This is a genomic window from Paractinoplanes polyasparticus, assembly GCF_019710575.1.
In the GTDB taxonomy this organism is placed as follows: Bacteria; Actinomycetota; Actinomycetes; order Mycobacteriales; family Micromonosporaceae; genus Actinoplanes; species Actinoplanes polyasparticus.
On record NZ_JAHWFK010000013.1, the window covers coordinates 276,613 to 297,395 of the forward strand.

The following is a 20,783-nucleotide window of genomic DNA, read 5'->3' on the forward strand; positions in this document are numbered from 1 at the left end:
TCAGTGCTCCCCTCGCTGCACGAGCTTGGACCAGACCGTCACGACCGGTTCGCCGGCCACGGTGGTGACCTCGGTGCGGGTGGTCAGGAAGTCGTGCCCGCCCCGCGAGGTGATCTCGTCGACCGAGTTGACGCAGACCAGCTCGTCGCCGGCCACGACCGGGCGCGAGTAGGCGAACCGCTGGTCGCCGTGCACGACGCGGCTGTAGTCGAGGCCGAGTGCCGGGTCCTCGACGATCTGCCGGCTGGCCGCCATCGTGATCACGACGGGGAAGGTGGGCGGGGCCACCACGTCGGCGTAGCCGAGGGCCCGGGCCGCGGCCGGATCGTGATATTCGACGTCGGTGGCGCCGATCGCGCGGGCGAACTCGCGGATCTTCTCGCGGCCGACCTGGTAGGGCTCGGTGGCCGGCCAGCTGCGGCCGACGAAGGACTGGTCGAGGGGCATGAGGCCAACCTACTGGAGCCGTGAACGACTCTGCGCCGCCCGGTCGTGACCGGGCGGCGCAGAGCGGAAAGCTTGAGGGGTGTTGTCAGCGGGTCTCGCGGTGAAGCGTGTGACGGCCGTCGCGCGGGCAGAACTTCTTCAGCTCGACGCGGTCGGGGTCGTTACGACGGTTCTTCCGGGTGATGTAGTTCCGCTCCTTGCACTCCGTACAAGCCAGGGTGATCTTCGGACGGACGTCGGTCGCCTTGGCCACGACGGGTTGCCTTCCTGCTAACGGGAAATCTTAACGACGCTCCAGATTACGCCCTGGGAGCGTCGACATGCAAAGTGGGACCCCGGGTGGGATCCCTCGTTACCAGTAGCGGTGGCCGGACTTGAACCGGCGACACAGCGATTATGAGCCGCTTGCTCTGCCATCTGAGCTACACCGCCAGAGCCAGGCTCAAGTCCAGCGCCTGAGGCGGGAACGAACCCGGTAGAGCCCCCTTACGGAATCGAACCGTAGACCTTCTCCTTACCATGGAGACGCTCTGCCGACTGAGCTAAGGGGGCTTGCGCGCGATCTCTCGCTTGTTGCGCAGTCGAAAGCTTACACGGCCCGTCGGCGGGGGTGAAATCGACTCCCCCAAAGCCGTGTCGGGGCAGGTCAGATCACCGCTCGGAGCCTGCGGACCTCGCCTGTCTCGGTGGTGGCCGGCTCGGTCTGAGCGTTGAACCAGGCCTCCAACCGCTCGTACGGAAGCGGGCGGCTGAACAGGTAACCCTGGCCGATCTCGCAGCCCATCTCTTCCAGCAGGTCGAGAGTGAGCTCGCTCTCGACGCCCTCGGCGACCACGGTGAGACCGAACTCACGGGCCAGGCTGATCACCGCGCGGACGATCGCCATGTCGCCGGTGTCGGTCGCCATGCCCTGCACGAAGCTGTCGTCGATCTTCACCTCGTGGACCGGCCACTGACGCAGGTAGGACAACGAGGACGCGCCGGTGCCGAAGTCGTCGACGCTGAGCCGCACCCCGAGGTCGCGCAGGCGATAGAGGGTGGGCAGCACGCGTTCGATGTCGCCGAGCATGCCGGGCTCGGAGATCTCGAAGGTCACCTGGGCCGCGTTCACGCCGTAGTGCTCGAGCAGCGCGCTCACCTTGTCGGGGAAGCGGGAGTCGAGCAGTGTGCGCACCGACAGGTTGACCGCGATCGAGAGCGGGCGTTCCTGGTCGGCCCACTCGCGGCAGCGCCGCAGGCCCTCGGTGAGCACCACCTCGGTCAGGCGGGAGAGCTGGCCGGTGTGCTCGGCGACCGCGATGAAGTCTTCCGGCAGCACCTCGCCCTGGGCCGGGTGCTGCCAGCGGGCGAGGCACTCCACGCCGACCAGGTGGCGGTCGGTCAGCGTGACCTTGGGCTGGAAGTAGACGTCGAGGGCGCCGTTGTCGAGCGCCGTCCGCAGGTCGGCCGCGATGCCCAGCCGGCGCACGGCCCGGGACTCGAGTGCGGGGTGGAAGAGTTGCACACCGTACGGAAGGACCTTGGCCGCGTTCGCCGCGAGCTCCGCCCGCTGCAGGAGCGTGTCGGGGTCGCCACCGTGGTCGGGATAGACCGACACCCCCACCGCCGTGTCGACGTCGAGGGTCAGCGTGCCGACCGTCATCGAGCCCCGCAGCTGTTCGCGCATGTCGGTGGCCAGCTGGACGGTCGCGTCCGTGCTCTCGGCCCGCAGGGTGACCACGAACTCGTCGCCGCCGATGCGGCCGACCAGCGCGCCCGGCCCGGCGATGGCCCGCAGCCGGCCGGCCACCTCGGCCAGTAGTTTGTCGCCGGCGGCGTGGCCCATCGACTCGTTGACGTCACGCTGGCCGTCGACGTCGAACAGCAGCACCACGACCACTTCGTCCTCGGCCCGCACCTTGACCGACTCGGCGAGCGCGTCGGTGATCCGCCGCCGGTTGGGCAGCGCCGTGAGGCGGTCGTGGTAGGCGTCGTGGCGCAGGCGGTCGACCAGCCGGGAGTTCTCGACCGCGGCCGCGGCGTGCGCGGCGATGGTCTCGAGCACCTGGATGTCGGCCGCCCGGAACGACCGAGCGTCGCCGAGCCGGTTGACCACCTCGAGGCTGCCGATCGTGATCTGCCCCGACCGCAGCGGAACGATCACCACGTCCTTGATCTTGGATGCCCGGAGTTGCTTGCGCAGTTCCTCGGTGCCGCCGAAGCTGGGGCCGACCGCCATGCTGACGCCGTCGGCGATGGCCCGCTCGCGGATCTCGGGCGGGGTCGGCGAGAGGTCGAGCAGGCCCTTGTTCTCGACGCGGGCGGTGAGCAGCACCTCGGGGTGCCGGCCCTGCGGAGACAGATAGAGAGTCGCGTATTCCGACCGCATCAGGGTCTGGACCCGGCCGAGCAGCACGTCGGGCAGGCCCGAGTCGGCGCCGACCTCCCGCACCGCCTTGGTCAGCTCGTAGACCTCAGCCAGCGTGCGGTGCTGCCGGAAGAACTCGGCGAACGAGCGCAGCATCAGGATCAGCGCGGCGACGAGCACGACCAGCAGGACGGCCGACCAGCGGGTGGCCTCGAGCGCGACCAGGAAGACCAGGCCGATCACCACGTTGACGCCGGCGATGATCAGCGCCGGACCGCCGCCCCGCAACACATCCTGACCCGCGCGCACACTGTTGACCACGCTCATCACGCCCGCCGTGCCGAGCAGGTCGGCGAACGTGTAGACGGCCAGGGCCGCGGCGAGGATCAGCCAGGTGCGGGGGCCGCCACCGTCGAAACCGGGCAGCGCCGCGACGACCATCGAGGCCAACGTGATGCTGGCCGAGTTCTTGGCGACGTTGAACCACAGCTTGGTCGGCATGATCACGGCCGACCGGAGCACCTGGGTGATGAGGGTGGCCAGCGCGACGACGCAGATCACCATCGGCGCCGGCAGGTAATAGAGCACCAGGACGAACGGGACCTCGACCAGGACGATCCCGTAGGTGCTGCGGCGGATGACGACGTGGAAGACGCCGACATAGACGAGGCAGATGCCAGCCAATGCCAGCAGGCCGGCGGGCCACTCGTCGTACCATTCGCGATCGGCGAGCCAGAAGCCGATGAATGAGGCCAGAGTAAAAGCGCCCAGCGGGCCGGTCAGCAGCCACGCGTATTGCGCGGAGCGCGGCCGCGCTTGGGGACGCTCGGCCATTGCGCTCCTCGTCATTCGAACGTGCTAGCGACGCCTCACGTCGAGCAGGACGAAACGCCCTACTCCCACTCAGTGCCGATGTTCAGCGTGTGGCTGGAGTCGGTGCTGCGCGCGGCCTGAGGCTGCGGCTCCGCGGCATTTGCAGCCGCGGCACCGACGCCACCGAAGACGACGGTGAGCACGAAAACCAAGCCCGCGAGACGGCCCAGCTTCCTTGCGAACATGTTTGACTCCTGCGTTTTGTTACGCGCTCCGGGTGGGGTTCCATGATGGTGCCACACGGTGTGTGCGACTGGCAGTGTCCATCGGCGGGTCGAAACCGCGCATTCCGAAATCCTGACCGAACGGTTGAGTTCCTACCCCCACGTAACAGCGCAGAATGGCGACTTTATGTCCGAAATAGTGGGAGAAGTGAGGGCAATTCACGTGCTTGATGCGCCTTCACCACCGCTTCCAACGCGCCACCCGCGCCGAGGACGTGCTGCCCAGGACGTGGCCGCCGGAAGGCCGGTGACGCCGACGACCGGCTCGGAGCACTCGCGGGGCTGCTATCTGTTGACCGGCCGCTGCCGGCCCCGCGGCCGGAACCGGACGAGCGCCACCCCGGCCATGACGATCGCCAGGAGGGTGATCGTGACGGTGACGACCCCCTGGTTGATGCCCGTGGCGATCACCACGAGACCCAGGGCCACGCCGAAGAGGAAGTGGTAGAAGCCGGCGTCCCGCACCGAGCGGAAGGCCCGCGCGGTCGGCTCCGGCGCCCGGCCGGTCACCAGGATGACCAGGCCGTACAGCGCCAGCACGGCCCCGGCCACCCCACCCGCCAGCATGGTCCAGCTACTGGTGCTCATCGCCCCAGTCTGTGCCTCCGGCGGTTCCCGTCAGCGGTAATTCGTGAACTGGAGGGCGACCCCGAAGTCCTCGGCCTTGAGCAGGGCGATCACGGCCTGGAGGTCGTCGCGCTTCTTGCCGGTGACGCGCAGCTGGTCGCCCTGGATCTGGGCCTGCACGCCCTTGGGCCCCTCGTCCCGGATCTTCTTGCTGATCGCCTTGGCCTTGTCGGTCTCGATGCCCTCGATCACCTTGCAGTCGATCTTGTAGGTCTTGCCGGACTGCCGGGGCTCCCCCGCGTCCAGGGCCTTCAGCGAGATGTTCCGCTTGACCAGCTTCTCCTTGAAGACGTCGAGCGCGGCGGTGGCCCGCTCCTCGGTCTCGGAGGTGATGGTGACCCCGTTGTCGCCCGACTTGGCGACGGTGGTGCCGGTGCCCCGGAAGTCGAACCGGGTGCCGAGCTCCTTTTCCGCCTGGTGGAAAGCGTTGTCCACTTCCTGCTGGTCGACCTTGCTCACGATGTCGAAGGACGGGCTCGCTGCCATGATCAGAACTCCTGCGATGCTGGCTCTCGTCGATGGGGCGTCAGGCCACTGAAACGGGCTTTGACATGCCGACCGTACCCGGTTGCAAAACCGGTCGGCGGTACGGTTAAGCTGTTCTCCGCTGCCACGGGAGACCGTGGTTGCGTGCCCAGGCGGGTTGCCCGAGCGGCCAATGGGAGCGGACTGTAAATCCGTCGCGAAAGCTACAGAGGTTCGAATCCTCTACCCGCCACCACAGGCACAAAGAGGCCTCCGACCAGGCGTTATGCCGGTCGGGGGCCTCTTTCGTGTGTCTCACTCGGTCTCAGTCGGTCCCGATTGATCTCGCTATCTGTCCCCCATACGTCCCCCGAACTTTGGGGTTGATCAGGCGGCCATGTCGTCCATGTCGGGGAAGGTCTCGAACCCCTCTTCGATGCGCTGTATCGCCGCCGCCTCCTCGCCGAAGATCCAGCTTGCATAGATCTCCAACAGGACCTTGATGCTGTGTCCCGCCCACCGGGCGACCAGCGCCGGGGAGATCCCGCGGGAGAGCCAGTAGGACACGCACGCAGCCCTCAGGTCGTACGGCCGGCGCGCCACCGGTGACGCCTGCTCGGCCGGCGTGAACGCCGCGGCCCTCGCCTTGTGGAACGCCGTACTGATCGCGTTGCGGGTGACCGGCCGGCCTCGCGCGGCGACGTAGATGCCGCCCGGCCCGCGGCGACTGGCGAAGATCCGGCCCGTCGGTCCGGGCGGCCACTGCTCGATGTGGCGGTCCAGCAGGGCGCACAGCGGCGGCGCGGCTGGCACGTCGCGCACCGCGTTGTCGGGCCGGTGCTTGAGCCCGCGCTCCTCGATCGAGTCCCCGGTGTCGGTCCACCCGGCGCCCGCTTCGCTGAGCGCTCCGGTCAGGTGCAGGCGGCCCCACCCACCTTTCTTCCGTGGTCGCTCGTACTCCGAGTCGGTCAGGTTCAGGCTCTCCTCGGGCCGCAGCGCTGCCCAGTACATCGTCCCGAACAGGGCCTCCAGCTCGGGCGTGGTCTGCCGGACACCGATCAGCAGCCGGTGGCCCTGCCCCTGGTTGACGACCGCCCGCCGGTCTACCTCGGTGCTGAGCTTCGGGGCCTCCCACCGCACCCGCTCGAACGGATGCGAGGGCATGTGCCCGGTCTCGACCCCGTACCGCAGGGCACCGCTGACGATCGCTCGCTTCCGATGCACCGTGCTGGCCGAGGCTGCCTTGCCGTCCAGCCGTAAGGCGAGGGCATCGAGCAACTTGCGGGTCAGCGCTGGATCGGACAGGGCGGCCAGGTCCACGGTGTTGGACTCCAGCCAGAGCAGGGCGTTCGCCAGCTCCGCTGGGCGCTGCCCGGCGGCCCGGCGGCCCTTGTTGTACGACCAGCGGTAGAGGGCCGCACGGATCTGCTCGGTGGGTGGCGCGCCCCGCTTTGTGGACAGCAGTGCCATCGTCGCGGTAGTGAGCGCCTCGGCGATGTCCTTGCGGTGCTTGGCCGAGGCTCGCGGCCACTTGAGGTCCACATAGGCGATGGCCTGGTCGTGCCACGAGCGAGCGTTGAGAGCGCGGGCCATCGGCTCGGGTAGCCCAGTGGCCGTGTCGAACGCGGTGCCCTCGCGCTGCGCGGTGATCAGCTTGGAGCGGAAGCTCTCTGCGAGGGCCTTGGTCTTGAAGGTGTCGCCGAACTTGCGTCCGGCGACCGCCCACCGCACTCGATACGAGGTCCGCGACTTGCCGCCGGCTGTCGGCGCGTACTTCCGATCCTCGATCTTGTAGACCTGCACGTCGTAGGTGGTGTTCATGCGGCTTGCGACTCCTCAAGGGTGGCGAGCCACGCCTCGTAGACGGCTCGACGGATGCGGATCTGACCGTTCGGCAGCTTGTAGGTGGCCGGTGCCAGGCCGAGCGCCTTCCACTTGAAAAAGGTCGACCTAGGCACCTGCTCTTCTTCCAGGAACTCAGCGAGGGTCAGTGATCGGCTTGCCACGGGTTCCGGCCTCCCTTGGCCTGGGTCCTGCGGGTCTGAGTGGCGCTGTGCTGGCCGTACGGCCGTCCGCGCGTGTCGGGCTGACAGTCGATGCAGTGCCTCGGCAGAGAGGCGGAGAGCGGCCCGCTGAGAGCCACGCTGAGCCAAGATCTCGGGCTACCTGGTGCCTTCGTATGAGTCTGAGCTGAAACAGCCACTTAGCTCCCTGTTTCAGCCTGTCCGTCCCGTTCATGACCGCAGTCCCGCTGTCCCCGAGCTGTCCCCCTCGTTTCCGCTGGTCAGAGGCGTTTGGGGGACTCCGGGGACAGCAGGGACACCGGGGACGCGATACCGGCCGCCGGTGTCGGCGGCGAGTTGCCCGTCGGCGAGCATCCGCTGGCAGGTGCGCTTGACGTTGTCGTAGGCGAGGCCGACCCCGTCGGCGATGACCTTGGGTGTGCTGCCGGGCGCGGTACGCAGGAAGCGCAGGATGGTCGCGCGGGTCTCGCCGATCTGGTGGTCTTCGGCCGGGCCGTCGAGCATCTGCCACGCCCCGGCCGCCGGGTCGAACGTGAGGGCGTACTCGTTCTCGTCGACGTCGCGGCCGGTCACGTGCAGCACCCCGTCGCCCTGGTTGCGTGCCCGCTTAAGTACGAGGGTGGCGTCGGCGGCCCCGGCGAGGCCGTTGGTGCCGGACACTTCGGTGAGGAAGTCGTCGGATCCTGCCTTGCGGACGTGGTGGACCAGGACGAACGCGACGCCGTAGTCGTCGGCGACCTTCTTGGCCCGGCCCACGGCGGCGTAGTCGGCGTCGTAGGCCGAGGCCCCGGGGGCGGAGTTGCCTCGGAGCTTGGCGAACACGTCGATGATGACCATGCGGGCGTTGGAGTGCCGGTCGAGCCAGGCGGCGATGGCCTGGTCGCCGCCTTGCGGCAGGGGCGGGCATTCGGTGGCCAGTGTGAGCCCGGCCGGGGCGGGCCGAGGGCCGAGGACCTTGCGGAGCCGGTTTTGCAGGCGGCGGGCGGTGTCTTCTAGGGCGAGGTAGAGCACCGGCCCGGCGTCGACGTCGATCGCGCCGAACGCCTTGCCGCCGGTGGCGACGTCCACGCCGAGGCCAAGGGACATCCAGGACTTGCCGACCTTGGGTGGCCCGCAGAGCAGGTTGCAGCCCTCCGACAGCACGCCGGGTACGGCCCACTTGGGTGGGGCGAACTCCATCGCCATGATGTCGGCGGCGGACCACGAGGTGCGGATCCGGGCGGGCCGCTCCTGCTCAGACGACAGGATCTCGGCGGCGTCGTCCGGCCCGGCGACACGCAGGTTCGGCCGGTCGGCCGGCACGGCGCTCACGCGGCCACCGTCCGGGGGCGGCGGGCACCGGCGGCGAGGCCGGAGCGGATCGTGCGCAGCGTCTCGAACCGGGTGAGGCCGATCGACAACGCGGTTTCCTCGAGCACGGCGGCGGCCTGGTCTTCCGGCAGGGCTCCCCCGGCGGCGAGCTGGCCGAGGGCCACCGCGGAGACGTAGAGCGTGTGATTGCGCTCGCCCTCGCCCGCCCGGCGCAGGTGGTCGAGCTGGCGACCGATCGCGGCGTCTAGGTAGGTCCCGGCCCGCCCGGTCGGCAGGTCGACGACGACCGGGCGTTGCGGCGGCAGCGGCGCGGGGGCGAGGCGTTCGGCGAGCCAGTCGGGCAGCTCGACGACCGGCAGGTCACGGGCGAGGGTGTAGGGCCGTCCGGCGGCGGTGCTGCCAGCGGCGACGACGTAGCCGCCGTGGGCGCGGGTGTCGACCAGCCAGCCGAGGCCGTTGCCGCGCTCCCCTGCCGTGTTGCGCAGGGCGGGACCGGTGGTCGGGTGCCGGAAGTAGAGGTGGGTGCCGCCCCGGCCGGTCATCACGGTGTACGTGTCGACGGGCACGGGCTGTCCGGCGGCCTCGCACAGGGCGGCGAACACCTCGGCACCGTGGCGGGCCTGCGAGCCGGGCGGCGGCGTCTGGTCGGGCTTGCGCACGTCCAGGTCGATGACGGCTAGCCCGGACGGGCCGCAGGCGATGCCGACCCCGTACGGCACGCTGGCCCACCCGCGCCGGATCCGGTCGGGGTCGGTGGTGGCGCGGGCTTCCCACCCGGTGTGCCCGTCGCGGCAGCGCGGGTCCGTGTGAGTGCAGGCGTCGGCCGCGTGGTCGGGGAAGGCGGGCCGCTTGTCGTCGGGCCGCAGGGGGAAGACGTGCCAGCCGCGCGCGGCGGCGGCGAGGGCCACATCGCGCAAGAATTCGTTGTCGTACATGGGTTCCGGCCTCCTGATTTCGGGTGCGGACGGGCGGTTGTCGTGGGCGCAGGCAGCGCAGTAGCGGGCCTTTTCCCAGCCGGCGACTTGCAACGGCTGGCCGGAAAGGGTGTCCTCGGCGGCGACGGTCCGGTCGCAGATGTGCGGGTACGGTCCTTCGACCGGCACGAACCGGCCGAGGGCCTTGCTCGCGGCGATCCAATGACTCCCGCCCGGCCGACCTGCTCGGTTGGTGGTCATGACCGGTCCGGCCCGATCCAGAGCTTGTGCCGGTCCTCGCCACCGATGCGGATCGCGGCGTCACGTTCGCGGTCGCCGAGCCGGTGCCGATGCGGTTCGGGTTCGAGCCGCACCCGGTCGTCGTCAATCAGGCCCCGGAGTGCCTGGTCGACCTCGGCGCGGGGCAGGTCACCAAGCTGCTCACGCAGGTCGGCGAGGTCGATCCACCGGCCCTTCGGCCCGGCACCGGTCTCGGCCAGCTCGGCGTACACGTCACGGATCCGGTCGCCAGGTCCGCCCGGTGGCGTGGCGACTTGCTCGCTTGCTGCTTCCCGTGCGGCCTTTTCTGCGGCGGTTTCGGCGCCCGGTCCGTAGCCGGTTTGCGGCAGTGCTCTGCCGCGGCTTCCCCGGCCGCCCATCATCGGGCCGCCCATCGCGACGGGTACGACCGGACCGGTGTGTCACCAACCGTGCAGGTTGGCAGCGCGGTGCCGTAGACGAGCACGAGCGAAGGACGAATCCGGTTGCACATCGCGGCGTAGCCGTCCGCGAACAGGGTCCTGGCCTCGCGGTCACGGACGATGCCGACGGTGGACACGGCCACGATCGAGCCGGGCGCGATACCGGCGAACGCGAAGGGGTAGCTGTCCGGCGTCGACCACGACACGGTCGGGATGACGGTCACGCCGTGGGCGAGCAGCCACGCGCCGCACCACCGGGACCGGTAGACCTGCCATTGCTGCATGACCAGCGGCATCGTGGTCCACAGGCTGAAATCCGGGGTCAGCGCGGAACCGACCGAGGCGCAGCGCGAAAGGCCACGCTCGGGCTTGGTCCACACGGTCTCGAACCGGTAGTCATCCAGGAAGAAATGCACCGCGTCGGCCGGGCCGGCCGCGGCGACGGCCCGGCGGTCGGTGTAGGGCAGCAACCGTGCAGGTTCGCACGCGGCGGGCGGGAGGTCGGGGATTCCCCACGGGTTCGAGCTGGGGAACAGCGCACGGATATTGAGCCGATCCCAGTTGCCGGGCATCTCGGTCCACCGGTGCGAGCTGCGGGTGGCGCCGAGGGTGTATTCGGGTGCGAGGGCCATCAGGCGGCCTCCTGTCGTGGGCAGAACAGATCAGGTTGGGCGTGTGCCGCCGAGGCCGGCTCGGTGAGCAGCAGCCGCAGGGCGAGGCCGGCTGCCTGCGGGACGACGCCGTTGCCGAGCACCTTCAGCGCTTCGGTGCGCTTGGGGAGTACGTCGGTGACCCAGCCGGCAGGCAGGCCCATCAGCCACTCGACGAACACGGGAGAGAGCTGTCGCCGGTTACGGCCGGGCACGGTCGGCTCGGGTGCGGCCCGGCCGGTGACCTGCTCCCAGCGGGCGATTGCGGGCGCGTAGGCGCCCCACCGGTTGGGTTGCACGGCGGCGGGCAGCGCGAGGTCACCGGCGCTGCCACGCTGGTTCGGGCCGCCCTTGGTGCCGTCCGTCGCCCGAGGGGTGGGCAACAGCCGGTCCACCTGGTCGAACACAACCCGCGACAGCGGCGGCCGGAAGCCCTCGCCAGCACGGCGGCCCTCGGTACCCGAGTCGGTCACCTTCGGCGTGGGCAGCAGCGCGACCGCGTCGTCCAGCCCGAACGTGCGATCGGGGCTGTTGAGCCGGGCGACGGCCGTTGCCGGTGACGGGAACCCGGAGCCGCGGCCGAGGGTGGAGACCGGCGTGGGTAGCAGGTGCTCGACGGCTGTCAGCCCCGGCGACTTGCGGGCCTGCTCGCCTGGGGAACCGTTGCGCCGGGCGTCGCTGGCCTTCGGTGTGGGCAGGACGCGCAGCTCGGCTACAGGCCCGGCAGGGTCGGTTCCTCGCAGCCAGGGAGCGGCTTCCTCCTGCGGCCACGCGGCGACGAAGAGGCGTTCGCGGCGGTGGGCCGCTCCGGCGTCGGAAGCTCGTACGCAGCTCCACCGTCCCACGTACCCGATGGCGGCCAGTGAGGCGGTGACGACGTCGAAGCCGAGGGCCAGGTGCCCGCGGACGTTTTCCAGGACGACGAGTCGGGGTCGTAGTACGCGAATGGCTGACCAGACGTCGTACCAGCGGTTGCGGGGGTCATCGAAGCCCTTCCGGTGTCCGGCGAAGCTGAACGGCTGGCAGGGGTAGCCGGCCAGCAGCAGATCGATCGGGCCGAGGCCGGCCCAGCCGTCGGCGGCGGTGACGGCGGCGATGTCGCCGAGGTTCAGCACGCCCGGCCAGCGCGCCGCGAGCACCCGCGACGGCACTGCGTCGTACTCGCCGTGCCATGCCGGCTCGATCGGGCCGAGGGCCAGAGCGGCACCCAGCTCCAGCCCGCCGTAACCCGAGCACAGCGACCCGGCGCGCAGCGGCGTTGCAGCGACCGGGCGCATCACGCGGCCCTCCGCCTGATCGCGGGCCGCTCGGTCCGGCCGTGCAGCACGCCGCGCCGGATCGCGACCGCGGTCAGCAGCTCGCGCATGAGCCGCAACGTGGTGGCGAGCTGCCAGCGGGCGCCGGTTTCGGTGTGGTGCAACGGGATCCGGGCGCGCACTTCGAGGTACTCGGTGTCGCCGGCGCGGACGCGGGTGATGACGGTCCGGCCGCCGATGGCGTCGGCGATCAGGTCGGCGGAGCGGTGCTCAGCGATCCCGCAGCGGTGGTCGCGGGTACACCAGGTTGTGTGTTCGGTGGGCTCGCGGTGGAAGCGGGCCATGGTCCGGGCGGCCATCAGCGGGCGTCCCGGCGGATGCCGTTGAGCCGGTTGTAGATCCAGCGGCCGGCGCGCAGGCGGCGGCCGGTGCCGTCGCAGCGGCGGCAGAGCCGGAACGCCCGGCCCGACGGGGAGCGGCGCTTGCCGGTGCCGTCGCACTTGCGGCACGCCTTGAACGGCCAGATCCAGCACGCAGCGGAGTAACCGAGGGTGACGGTCAGCAGGGCGAGGGTGAGAGTGATAGTGGCGGTGAGCTGGGGGTCCACAACAGCCTCCAGGGCCAGTTTTTGGGTGTGCGGGGCCGTGAGCTGCTAGCCACTAGCGGGCAGCTCAGAATCTTGATCAGGTGCTAGCGGGTCTGCTAGCGCTAGCAGGGCGAGGTGCTAGCGCTAGCAGCCCTGGCGGGCTCAGTCGGCGGACCGCTTGCGGTCACGCTCCGCGATCGCGGTCAGGAGGTCGGTGTGCTTGATCCCGCGCCGGGTGACCGACTTGCCGTCGACACGGCGGCCGACGTCGGCGACCTTGATCGCGCCGTGGGGCTTGAGCGCTGCGGTGAGCTGCGCGGCCTCCCACCCGCCGTACGTCTCGGGCCGCAGCTCGGCCAGCCCGGCGCACAAGGTCTCGTTCCACGCCGACTTCTCGTCGCCCGGCCACACCCGCGCCAGGTCGTCCAGCACGCTGTGCTGCGGCCCCATCTCCCGCTCGGCCGGGAAGGTCGGGATGTTGCCGGCCGCCGTGCGCAGCGCGACCGCGCGGGCCACGATCCGGGCGGCGGCGTTGGTGTCCACGTAGTACGAGCGCACGGCGGTGGCGCCGGGGCCGAAGCCGCGCAGGATGCCCCACCCGGCCTCATCGACCGGCCGGAACACGGTCGCCCGGTAACCCTGCTTGTAGGCCGAGGTGCCCAGGATCATGTCGTTGGCGGTCTGGTCCGCGACGCTGAGGCAGAACCGGGAGTTGACGTTGCGGGTGATCCCGGTCGGCAGGCTGTCCTTGTCGGGGATCTGCGTGCCGATCAGGATGATGATCCCCAGCGCCCGGCCGAGCTTGATGACCTTCTCCAGGATCTCCCCGGCGTCCTTGCCGTACTTGCTGGTCATCAGCTCCTGCAACTCGTCGAACCACGCCACCAGCGGGTGCAGCCCGGATCCCTTGAGCGAGGCCAGCTCGGGCGTGACCTTGTTCTCCGGGGCCTTGCCCATCCGGGCGTAGTGCTCGATCCGCTTGGACCGGCGCCGGGCCTCTTCGTACAGCCACTCGATGAACGCGAACGCCTTGGCCAGGGTCTCGTCATCGAAGCCGTTGCCGTACTCGGCCATCACCGACTCCAGCACGGCGAAGTCACCGACGCCCTTGAGTTCGTAGCCCCGGATCTCGGTCCGCGGGTCCAGGGCGGCGGCGAGGACCAGGTCGCGCAGGGCGAACGTCTTACCGCTACCGGGCTGCCCGCCGAACAGGAAGTTGCGGTACATCAGGTCCACGCTCACGGTGTCGAGCCGGGGCGTGGTGGCGAACGCGAACGCCTTGAACACGTCCACCTTCGCGCTCTCGGCCAGCAGCGGCCAGGGCGGTGCCGTCATCTGCGAGGCGGGCTCGTAGCCGACCCACAGGGCCAGCCGGCCGGTGTGACCGGGCGCGGGCTCGGGCCACACCTGATCCAGCGGGAGCCGCATCGCTGAGGCGAGCTTGCCCCGGCGGGCGATCACCTCGGACGCTTCCACCCCGTACGGCAGGTCCACGATGGCCAGGTGCCCGGGGCCGTCGCGGTGGATGTCCACCGGGAACGTGATGGCCTTGGCGTCCTTGGCCACCGCCGAGTTGATGGCGGCCATCTGCAGCGAGGTCAAAGCGCGGCGCACCAGCTCGGCGGTGAGCTTGCGGTAGCGGGTGCCCTCGTTCACCCGGTCGGTGAGCGGCTTGTCAGCCGGGCGGCCTCGGGTGGCCAGGAACGGCACCACCACGGCCAGCGCCGCCCACCGCCACCAGGCCGGACCGAGGGCGAGCACCACGACGGCCGTCACGATCAGGGCTCCGGCCAGGGCGAGGACCCACCAGCGCCACGCGGTCTGACGCTGGCGCCGGGCGTCCAGCTTCAACCAGACGTCGGCCTCGCCCCGGGCGGCGGCGGCCTGCCGCAGGTGCCAGTTGCCCTCCTCGGCGGTAGCCCAGTGCAGAGCCTGACCGAGGCCGCGGAACAGGCCGACCGGTGCCCACACCGCCGTCTTGGCGGCGTACTTGGGCAGCCGCACGCCGTGGTACGCCGCAACGTATCCGGCGTCCTTGGTCTGGTGCTTCGCGGCGGCCTTGATGCCGCGCCACGAGCGTGCCCAGTCGGCCAGGATCGGCCGGCGCTCACGCTGGCGAAGCTGGATCTCGTGCGGGATGTCCTCGGCCGCGTCGACCGGACCGCCGTCGGCGGCCGGGGTGTCGTCAACGGTCTCGGCGTCCTCGCCGTCGGTGTCGTCGGCCGGGGCGGGCGTCGCGGCGACGCGGCGGGTGCGGGCCGCTTCCAGGTCGAGCACCTCGGCCTCGGTGGCGTCGCGGGCGGTGGTGTGGAAGTCGTCGGGGTCGTGGTGCGGTTGGGTGCTCACGGTGTCTGTCCTCCGAGCTTCAGGCGGCGATCATGAGGGCGGCGACGAACAGGAACAGGTAGTGGAAGGACTGATCGAGGGCGTAGGTGCCGGTGCCCATGCAGGGGTTGTCGTCGTGGCCGGGACGCGGGCGGCCGAGGGCGAGGAACCCGTCCAGCCGGGCCAGCCGTGCGAGCGCGGTCAGTGGTGTGCGCCGGTCGGCGATGTAGTGCGTGACCGCGGAGACGCCGAGGCCGGCGGCGACTTGCCACGGGTTGAGCGGAAGGCCGAGGCCGGAGTGCAGGGCGTTCAGCGCGAGCATCGCGGTTGCCGTGTAGCTGGCGACGTGCGCGGCACAGGCGATCCGGCCGGGCCAGCCCGGGCGGCCTTTGGTCAGGGCTTGGTGGTCGGTTTGGATCCAGTGGTCGGCGACCTGGTGGGCGACGAACAGGGCGGCGAAGACGGCGGCGAAGGTGGCGGTGTGGTCGGTGGTGGTCATCGCGTGGTGCCGATCGAGCGGCGGTCGCGGGTGGCAGCGGCGGCGCGGCGAGAGTCGATGATGGCCTGTCGCGCGTCGGCGGCCCGGGCGGCGTCCTGAGCGGCCTTGATGTCCTGTGCGCTGGGCTCGGCCTTGGTGCCGGGGCCGAAGAGACTGCTTGCCATACTGGGTGCTCTCCTGACGGTTCTCGTGACTGGTGGGAGACCGGCGGTACGGCGCTTGACTTGGTGGTTGGGAGCCGTGCCGCCGGGCGGAGCTAGGCTGCGATCAGGTCGGGCGTTTCCGCAGGAACTGGGGCAGATGGTGACGCGTCGGTGGCGTTCAGGGCGGCGAGGTGACGCCGGGCGGTCGACGGGGAGACACCGGCCTTGGCGGCGATCTGGGCGACCGGCGCGCCGGGCATTTTGGCGGCGACTTTGGCGACCTTCTCGGCTGATGCGGGGCGCGGGGTGACGCGCTTGACGGGTGCCTTCTTGACCGCCGGGGTCGGCGCGAGGGCCCCGGCCACGACCGGCGCGGCGGGCATCTCGGGAGTTGGCGCCGGGGTGGCGGCCGGCGCGGGTGGCACGGCTGGCACGGTCTGCGGTGTGGTGTCGGTGAGAGTGCGGATCCGGCCGCCGATCTCGACCATGCAGATCGAGGCAACCACGATCAGGCCGTCCACGCTGAGGGGCAGCAGGTAAGGCGAGGCACCGGTCTCGCCGTAGTGAGTGGCGACGCCCACCATGTGCCAGTACGACACCCACGCCGCGATGCCCGCGATCACAGCGGCGGCAGCCAGCCGCACGATCGACTTCACGCCACGTTGTGCCGGAATCCGGGAGATCAGTTCCACCGTCAGCAGCAGCGCGAGCGGCGACCACGCGGAGATCGCCTGACTGATCGCGTTGTCGGCAGCGTGCAGCACGTTGCCCGCCAGCGACGCCGCGATGCCGAGCACGAATACGGCGCGGACTCCCCAACTGACGCGCTTGAGGCTCGCGAGGTCCTGAGTCATCACGCGACCGCCTTCCGGGCGGCGGGACGCGTGGCCAGCTCGGCGGCAACGCGGGTGACGCGGGCCTCGGCCCGACGCAGCCGCCGCCAGTCCAACGGCGATGGGCCGCCGTGGTCGGCGGCGTTGATAAGGGTGATCTCGGCGTCCAACACCGTCAGTTCCGCGTCGATCAGCGGCCATTCGGCTTCGATCGCGGACAGGTCGCCCGCCGTCGGCTCGGCGAGTCGGAGCATGTGCGTTCGCACTGCGGAACCTCCAAGACTGGATGTACTGGGCTAGTCCAGTAGCAATGCCCTGACCGTAGGCTAGGTGGGCTAGTCCAGTCAATGCCAAAACCCGAACTAACCGCGCTGGGCTAGTCCGGTGTAAGGTGGCCCGATGGCCGTTGACTTGGACTTTCTTGGCGACCTCGACCCCGACGATTCCCGCCAGGCGTCACAGCAGATCGCGAACCTGTTGCGCGCGGCGATCTTGACCAGGAAGCTGGCACCGGGCGAGAAGCTGCCTTCACAACGCGACCTCGCCGACCGATTCGGCGTCGCACGAGAAACAATCAAGCGTGCGATTGAGGGTCTACGAGCGGAGCGCCTAGTCGTCAGCCGGCAGGGCAGCGGCATCTACGTACGCGCTCAAACCCAACGCCCCGTAGAGCTACGACCGCTGATCGAGGCGGCATTCGAGCACGCACATGTAGCAATCGACTTCTCGGGCTTCTCAGGCGAGACTCTGCGCGATGCGATCGCCGAGGCGCTGGACATGGTGCGTGCTGGCCGAATCGCGCCGGAGACGATCGCCGTACGACTCTTGATCTGCGACATGTCCGTGCCCATGGCCCTGCCGGCGCTGGCCGCAACCGGCGCCGACGATCCTGCTGTCAGGAAGCGGGCAGAACGCATCACCCGGCGGGCCGCAGACGGCATCGTTGACCAAGTGCTGGAACTCGCCGAGCTGGGCCTGGTGAAGTCTGCGACGGTCGACGTGCGGATGCACAGCATCGCTCCAACCTTCAAGCTCTACATGTTGAACGGCCGAGAGGCGTTCTTCGGCTTCTACCCAGCGATCAAGCGTGAGGTGACCATTGGCGGCGAACCGGTCGAGATCTTCGACCTGATGGGCAGGGACGCAACCCTCTTCCACTACGCGGTCGACGACGACGAGGCGTCACACGGCACGCAGTTCGTAGAGTCCGCCCGCTTGTGGTTCGACTCCGTGTGGGACAGCGTCGCGCGCGAGTACCGGTCGTGAGCGGCCCAACACTGGCCGATCTAGTCGGCACCGGGCCGCTACTACTGGACTTCGACGGGCCAGTGTGCTCGATCTTTGCCGGATACCCGGCCCTACGCGTCGCCTCCGAGTTGGTCGCCCTGCTCGACGTCAAAGGCGTGACCTTGCCGCGGGAAGTGCGTAAGGAAAGCGATCCCCTCGCCGTACTGCGCTGGGTCGGCGAAGCGTGCTCGTACGGCCTCACGGCAGCGGTCGAGGAAGCCTTATGCGCGGCTGAGTTACGCGCCGCTGCCGTCGCAGCGCCGACGCCATTCGGGCGTGAGGTGATCCTCCGCGCGACCACCCGCGGAGTGCCAGTCGCCGTGGTCAGCAACAACTCGGCGGCGGCGGTCGAGGCGTATTTGAAAGCCCACGATCTTGCCGCCTACGTCGCGCCAGTCGTCGGTCGGGCATACGGGGATCCGAGCCTCATGAAGCCGAATCCCGCGCCGGTGCTCGACGCAGTACGTGCCCTCGGGGTCGAGGCGGGCGACTGCGTGCTGGTCGGTGACTCGCTCTCCGACATCGAGGCTGCTCGTGCCGCCGGAGTTGCCGCGATCGGCTACGCCAATAAGGTGTGGAAGGTCGACGCCTTCGCGTCGGCCGACATCGTCGTGACGTCGATGGGCGAGATAGCCGAAGCGCTGTCCCCCGTGTCCCCCGTGTCCCCGCTGTCTCCTGAGGGGGATTGAATTGCGAGATGCGAGGGGACAGTCAGACGCCAGGATAGGGAGCATCGATTGGGAATCATCGACCAATACTGGACGGGTGCGCTACAGCGACTGCATGCCGAAGTCGAGGTCTTCAATCGCTTAATTGCCCACCAAGGAGAGCGCGGCCGCGAAAACGAACTGGCCTTAGCCAGGATCCTAGAAAGGTTGCTGCCGGGCAGACTTGGGGTGGGAACCGGGCTAATGTTCGATTCGGCTGGCCAATACTCGAAGCAGATGGATCTATTACTTTACGACCAGATCGATTCACCAACGGTGCTAGCGCAGACTAACCAGCTACTTCACCCAGTCGAAGAAATTCAACTGGCGATTGAGGTAAAGAGCCGATTGAGCTTGGATGGCGTCAAAGACTCTGGCCAAAAACGTGCATCGATAAACGAGCTAGTACCGGTCGAGGGTTTTCAGCGTCCGATGTTCGCCCTGTTCGCCTATGATGCCGTCTCTTCACCGGCCACGGTGGCAGAGCACTTAGTTTCGCTCGCGCCCGAGATCAGACCCGATCTTACGTGCGTCCTCGATCCAGGCTTTATTGCAGGCCCGCAAGGGATACTAGACCCTGCCAGCAATTCTGACGCCTTCGCCTACGGCGTTACGTTACTGCATGCCCTAAACGAGAGCGGCGAGAGGGAACGGGGACGGTACATCAAAGCTGACCCTAACGGCAATCTGCAAAGACAGCATCACGAGGGAGCACTATTTCCCGTTGTCGACTTTATCGACGAACCTTTCTTAAGCGATCCTTCACGCGCTTTGCTTCTGTTCTGCGAGACTTTAATCAGAATGACGGTCAAAAGTAGTGGCAGAAAGATGCCAACGCTTACCTACTACTTGCGACCCCCATACCGCGACATTGAGCAAATATGAAAATAGTCAGCGTGCCGGCAACACTGGAGGAGGAATCAGAGGCTTGAGAACGGTGGAAAAGAAGTCCAGCGGGCTTATGGTCGGCACCGCCAGCTTCTTACACACTTCGCCGAGTGGGGCTCGACCAGGCCTCGGACGATGGTCATTCGTAACTACAGTGCACGCCACCCCGGCATCCTGAAGTTCTAGCAGGTAACCTACAACGGCGACAATGCAGGTGCCCTCACGGCCTTCAATAACGAAGTCTAAGCCTTCGGCATATCCGTTGTTCTGCGCCCAGCCCTGCGCCCTACGCTTATGCCCATACGAGACGGCACAATCCATGCCGCTCTGCACAGCCTCAAGCCATATCAGTAGCTCGGTGTCCGTTTCGGGATCGGCGCGACGCTCCACATCGGTAGCGACTTCTGGCGGGAACCGCAGCAGCCGGCCTCGCACCAGCTTGGTCATGGCACTGCAAAGCGCAACTTGCTTCTTTCGCGGAGCTGCCTCGATTAAGGAGAACAGCGCGCGGTCATCCGGCAGATAAACTGGGCTGCTCACTACTGGGCGCTTTCGTCAAGCAGACCGCGCAGTTCCTTAAGCTCGGCACGCGATAGGTTAAGCAGGTCTGTAAGGTCAGCCTTGTCTAACTCGCCTTCCTCCTCGGCCACCATGAGGCGACCAACGACGCCCGCACCGTATCGCTGGAGCTTGCGCCTAGCCCTGGTTTGAGGCGGTCCGCCTATCCCTCCGCCTCTCGAAATCGTCGAGGCAATCTTGTTGACTTTGCCGTAAAGTCCTGGGGCAGCCATTCCCACGGACTCGAAGCGGAGCGCCATCGCACGAAGACTTACGTTGAGCTGATTTGCGGCCCAGCGAACCTGCTCGAAACTATCAACCTTCTGCCGCCTGAATCTCCGGTCAACATACCCTGCAAGGACACGGCGAGGCATTAAGAATGCTGCCGCAACGCTGTCGCACCATCTCTCCGTGCCGCTCTCCGGCAGTGCGTCACAGATGGACTCGTCACCGAGCATAAGGTGAGAGCATTCGTGCAGATAGGAGAATGATCTCGCTCGAATGTCATCCCTGGTGTTGACAGCTATAACTGGAGCGATCGCGTCAGGTAGAGAGAAACCTCGGAATCCGTCTTCGCTCAAGGTGAGGTTAAGCGCGGTGATCCCTTGTGCCTCTATCCGCCCTCTGAGCAGCTTCGCTACCTCATTGTCCTTGGCGCTGATCTGCTCACGAGTCGACCAAGCGAGCCACTTGCGTGCATCCTCGGCAACGACTTCCGGAGGGTCCCCGATCGACGCTCGGGGTATGACCGGACGTTCGTGTTCCTGTCCCAGCCACCGCATGAGGCGCTGAAGGTTCTGGGCCAGCTTTATGGCCTTGAGGTCTTCCGGGGTAGGGGTGTGGGGTCCAGTTCGCCCACTGTGGCTGCGGAACCGGGTCGTGCTGACAGAAGGGGGCGGCGGGGCAGCAAGGAAGAAGAACGACTCGGGTCGATCAAGAGTCTTTCTGAGTTGATCAAACTTCGTCTTACTCGGCTGTGCCGTCCCAGCGATCCAGTCTGCGACCAGGGTTTGGCTTACTCCCACCTCGTTCGCTACGTCAGCGATGCTTAGGCCAGCCTCGCTTATGGCCCAAGCCAGCACCGAGCCAGTGATCGGAACCAGCACGGTCGGCATGTC

General features: G+C 68.4%; 25 protein-coding genes and 3 tRNA genes. 4 read left to right on the forward strand and 24 right to left on the reverse strand.

Annotated features, from left to right (window positions below; translation table 11 throughout):
• The 8 genes from KXC43_RS16235 to KXC43_RS16270 form a co-directional block, all read right to left on the reverse strand.
• On the reverse strand, positions 1 to 447 hold the full coding sequence (locus KXC43_RS16235) for a MaoC family dehydratase N-terminal domain-containing protein (protein ID WP_221376876.1): 447 nt from the start codon (positions 445 to 447) through the stop codon (positions 1 to 3).
• 85 nt (positions 448 to 532) lie between these two features.
• On the reverse strand, positions 533 to 700 hold the full coding sequence (gene rpmG, locus KXC43_RS16240; protein ID WP_203803251.1) for a 50S ribosomal protein L33: 168 nt from the start codon (positions 698 to 700) through the stop codon (positions 533 to 535).
• A 106-nt stretch (positions 701 to 806) separates the two neighbouring features.
• A tRNA-Met gene (locus KXC43_RS16245) sits at positions 807 to 879 on the reverse strand.
• 47 nt (positions 880 to 926) lie between these two features.
• A tRNA-Thr gene (locus KXC43_RS16250) sits at positions 927 to 999 on the reverse strand.
• 94 nt (positions 1,000 to 1,093) lie between these two features.
• Positions 1,094 to 3,628 carry a putative bifunctional diguanylate cyclase/phosphodiesterase gene (locus KXC43_RS16255; protein WP_221376877.1) on the reverse strand — a complete coding sequence of 845 codons (2,535 nt, stop codon included), beginning with the start codon at positions 3,626 to 3,628 and terminating at the stop codon, positions 1,094 to 1,096.
• Positions 3,629 to 3,687: 59 nt separating this feature from the next.
• The gene (locus KXC43_RS16260) at positions 3,688 to 3,852 is read right to left on the reverse strand and encodes a hypothetical protein (RefSeq protein WP_221376878.1); all 165 of its coding nucleotides are present in this window, start codon (positions 3,850 to 3,852) and stop codon (positions 3,688 to 3,690) included.
• 324 nt (positions 3,853 to 4,176) lie between these two features.
• Positions 4,177 to 4,479, reverse strand: coding sequence for a hypothetical protein (locus KXC43_RS16265; protein WP_221376879.1), 303 nt, complete (start codon positions 4,477 to 4,479; stop codon positions 4,177 to 4,179).
• Positions 4,480 to 4,509: 30 nt separating this feature from the next.
• Positions 4,510 to 5,004, reverse strand: a complete 495-nt coding sequence (locus tag KXC43_RS16270; protein WP_221376880.1) for a YajQ family cyclic di-GMP-binding protein — start codon at positions 5,002 to 5,004, stop codon at positions 4,510 to 4,512.
• A 151-nt stretch (positions 5,005 to 5,155) separates the two neighbouring features.
• On the opposite strand from KXC43_RS16270, the gene KXC43_RS16275 reads away from it, so the two are divergent.
• A tRNA-Tyr gene (locus KXC43_RS16275) sits at positions 5,156 to 5,239 on the forward strand.
• Between the two features lie 131 nt (positions 5,240 to 5,370).
• On the opposite strand, the gene KXC43_RS16280 is transcribed toward KXC43_RS16275, so the two are convergent.
• The 14 genes from KXC43_RS16280 to KXC43_RS16345 all read right to left on the reverse strand — a co-directional run bounded on the left by KXC43_RS16280 (position 5,371) and on the right by KXC43_RS16345 (position 16,479).
• The gene (locus tag KXC43_RS16280; protein WP_221376881.1) at positions 5,371 to 6,804 is read right to left on the reverse strand and encodes a tyrosine-type recombinase/integrase; all 1,434 of its coding nucleotides are present in this window, start codon (positions 6,802 to 6,804) and stop codon (positions 5,371 to 5,373) included.
• Complete coding sequence (locus tag KXC43_RS16285; RefSeq protein WP_221376882.1) at positions 6,801 to 6,989, reverse strand: helix-turn-helix transcriptional regulator; 189 nt, start codon at positions 6,987 to 6,989, stop codon at positions 6,801 to 6,803. The genes KXC43_RS16280 and KXC43_RS16285 overlap by 4 nt, the downstream gene beginning before the upstream one ends.
• Positions 6,990 to 7,217: 228 nt before the next feature.
• Complete coding sequence (locus tag KXC43_RS16290; protein ID WP_221376883.1) at positions 7,218 to 8,318, reverse strand: AAA family ATPase; 1,101 nt, start codon at positions 8,316 to 8,318, stop codon at positions 7,218 to 7,220.
• Positions 8,315 to 9,493, reverse strand: coding sequence for a bifunctional DNA primase/polymerase (locus tag KXC43_RS16295; RefSeq protein ID WP_221376884.1), 1,179 nt, complete (start codon positions 9,491 to 9,493; stop codon positions 8,315 to 8,317). Before KXC43_RS16295 ends, KXC43_RS16290 begins: the two co-directional genes overlap by 4 nt.
• Positions 9,490 to 9,906 (reverse strand): hypothetical protein, encoded by a 417-nt coding sequence (locus tag KXC43_RS16300; protein WP_221376885.1) that lies wholly within the window; start codon positions 9,904 to 9,906, stop codon positions 9,490 to 9,492. Before KXC43_RS16300 ends, KXC43_RS16295 begins: the two co-directional genes overlap by 4 nt.
• Positions 9,891 to 10,565 (reverse strand): DUF4417 domain-containing protein, encoded by a 675-nt coding sequence (locus KXC43_RS16305; RefSeq protein WP_221376886.1) that lies wholly within the window; start codon positions 10,563 to 10,565, stop codon positions 9,891 to 9,893. Before KXC43_RS16305 ends, KXC43_RS16300 begins: the two co-directional genes overlap by 16 nt.
• The gene (locus KXC43_RS50840) at positions 10,565 to 11,860 is read right to left on the reverse strand and encodes a DNA cytosine methyltransferase (protein WP_255644205.1); all 1,296 of its coding nucleotides are present in this window, start codon (positions 11,858 to 11,860) and stop codon (positions 10,565 to 10,567) included. Before KXC43_RS50840 ends, KXC43_RS16305 begins: the two co-directional genes overlap by 1 nt.
• Positions 11,860 to 12,198, reverse strand: coding sequence for a hypothetical protein (locus tag KXC43_RS16315; protein WP_221376887.1), 339 nt, complete (start codon positions 12,196 to 12,198; stop codon positions 11,860 to 11,862). The genes KXC43_RS50840 and KXC43_RS16315 overlap by 1 nt, the downstream gene beginning before the upstream one ends.
• Positions 12,198 to 12,446, reverse strand: coding sequence for a hypothetical protein (locus tag KXC43_RS16320; RefSeq protein ID WP_221376888.1), 249 nt, complete (start codon positions 12,444 to 12,446; stop codon positions 12,198 to 12,200). The genes KXC43_RS16315 and KXC43_RS16320 overlap by 1 nt, the downstream gene beginning before the upstream one ends.
• A gap of 141 nt (positions 12,447 to 12,587) precedes the next feature.
• Positions 12,588 to 14,771, reverse strand: coding sequence for a cell division protein FtsK (locus tag KXC43_RS16325; protein ID WP_308129099.1), 2,184 nt, complete (start codon positions 14,769 to 14,771; stop codon positions 12,588 to 12,590).
• A 19-nt stretch (positions 14,772 to 14,790) separates the two neighbouring features.
• Positions 14,791 to 15,249 carry a DUF3307 domain-containing protein gene (locus KXC43_RS16330; RefSeq protein WP_221376889.1) on the reverse strand — a complete coding sequence of 153 codons (459 nt, stop codon included), beginning with the start codon at positions 15,247 to 15,249 and terminating at the stop codon, positions 14,791 to 14,793.
• Positions 15,246 to 15,413 (reverse strand): hypothetical protein, encoded by a 168-nt coding sequence (locus KXC43_RS16335; RefSeq protein WP_221376890.1) that lies wholly within the window; start codon positions 15,411 to 15,413, stop codon positions 15,246 to 15,248. The genes KXC43_RS16330 and KXC43_RS16335 overlap by 4 nt, the downstream gene beginning before the upstream one ends.
• Positions 15,414 to 15,505: 92 nt before the next feature.
• Positions 15,506 to 16,246, reverse strand: coding sequence for a DUF2637 domain-containing protein (locus KXC43_RS16340; RefSeq protein WP_221376891.1), 741 nt, complete (start codon positions 16,244 to 16,246; stop codon positions 15,506 to 15,508).
• Entirely contained in the window at positions 16,246 to 16,479 is a 234-nt protein-coding gene (locus KXC43_RS16345) for a DUF6284 family protein (protein ID WP_221377105.1), read from the reverse strand. The genes KXC43_RS16340 and KXC43_RS16345 overlap by 1 nt, the downstream gene beginning before the upstream one ends.
• A gap of 145 nt (positions 16,480 to 16,624) precedes the next feature.
• Between KXC43_RS16345 and KXC43_RS16350 the strand changes: the two genes are divergently transcribed.
• From KXC43_RS16350 to KXC43_RS16360, 3 genes are read left to right on the forward strand one after another with little or no spacing between them, the layout of a single operon-like run.
• Positions 16,625 to 17,491 (forward strand): GntR family transcriptional regulator, encoded by an 867-nt coding sequence (locus tag KXC43_RS16350; RefSeq protein ID WP_221376892.1) that lies wholly within the window; start codon positions 16,625 to 16,627, stop codon positions 17,489 to 17,491.
• Positions 17,488 to 18,201, forward strand: coding sequence for an HAD family hydrolase (locus tag KXC43_RS16355; RefSeq protein WP_308129100.1), 714 nt, complete (start codon positions 17,488 to 17,490; stop codon positions 18,199 to 18,201). Before KXC43_RS16350 ends, KXC43_RS16355 begins: the two co-directional genes overlap by 4 nt.
• A gap of 48 nt (positions 18,202 to 18,249) precedes the next feature.
• Positions 18,250 to 19,104 (forward strand): DUF6602 domain-containing protein, encoded by an 855-nt coding sequence (locus KXC43_RS16360; protein ID WP_221376894.1) that lies wholly within the window; start codon positions 18,250 to 18,252, stop codon positions 19,102 to 19,104.
• Positions 19,105 to 19,110: 6 nt separating this feature from the next.
• Here KXC43_RS16360 and KXC43_RS16365 read toward each other — a convergent pair whose 3' ends face one another.
• Positions 19,111 to 19,647, reverse strand: a complete 537-nt coding sequence (locus KXC43_RS16365; protein WP_221376895.1) for a hypothetical protein — start codon at positions 19,645 to 19,647, stop codon at positions 19,111 to 19,113.
• Complete coding sequence (locus tag KXC43_RS16370; protein ID WP_221376896.1) at positions 19,647 to 20,780, reverse strand: XRE family transcriptional regulator; 1,134 nt, start codon at positions 20,778 to 20,780, stop codon at positions 19,647 to 19,649. The genes KXC43_RS16365 and KXC43_RS16370 overlap by 1 nt, the downstream gene beginning before the upstream one ends.
• Positions 20,781 to 20,783: the final 3 nt, after the last annotated feature.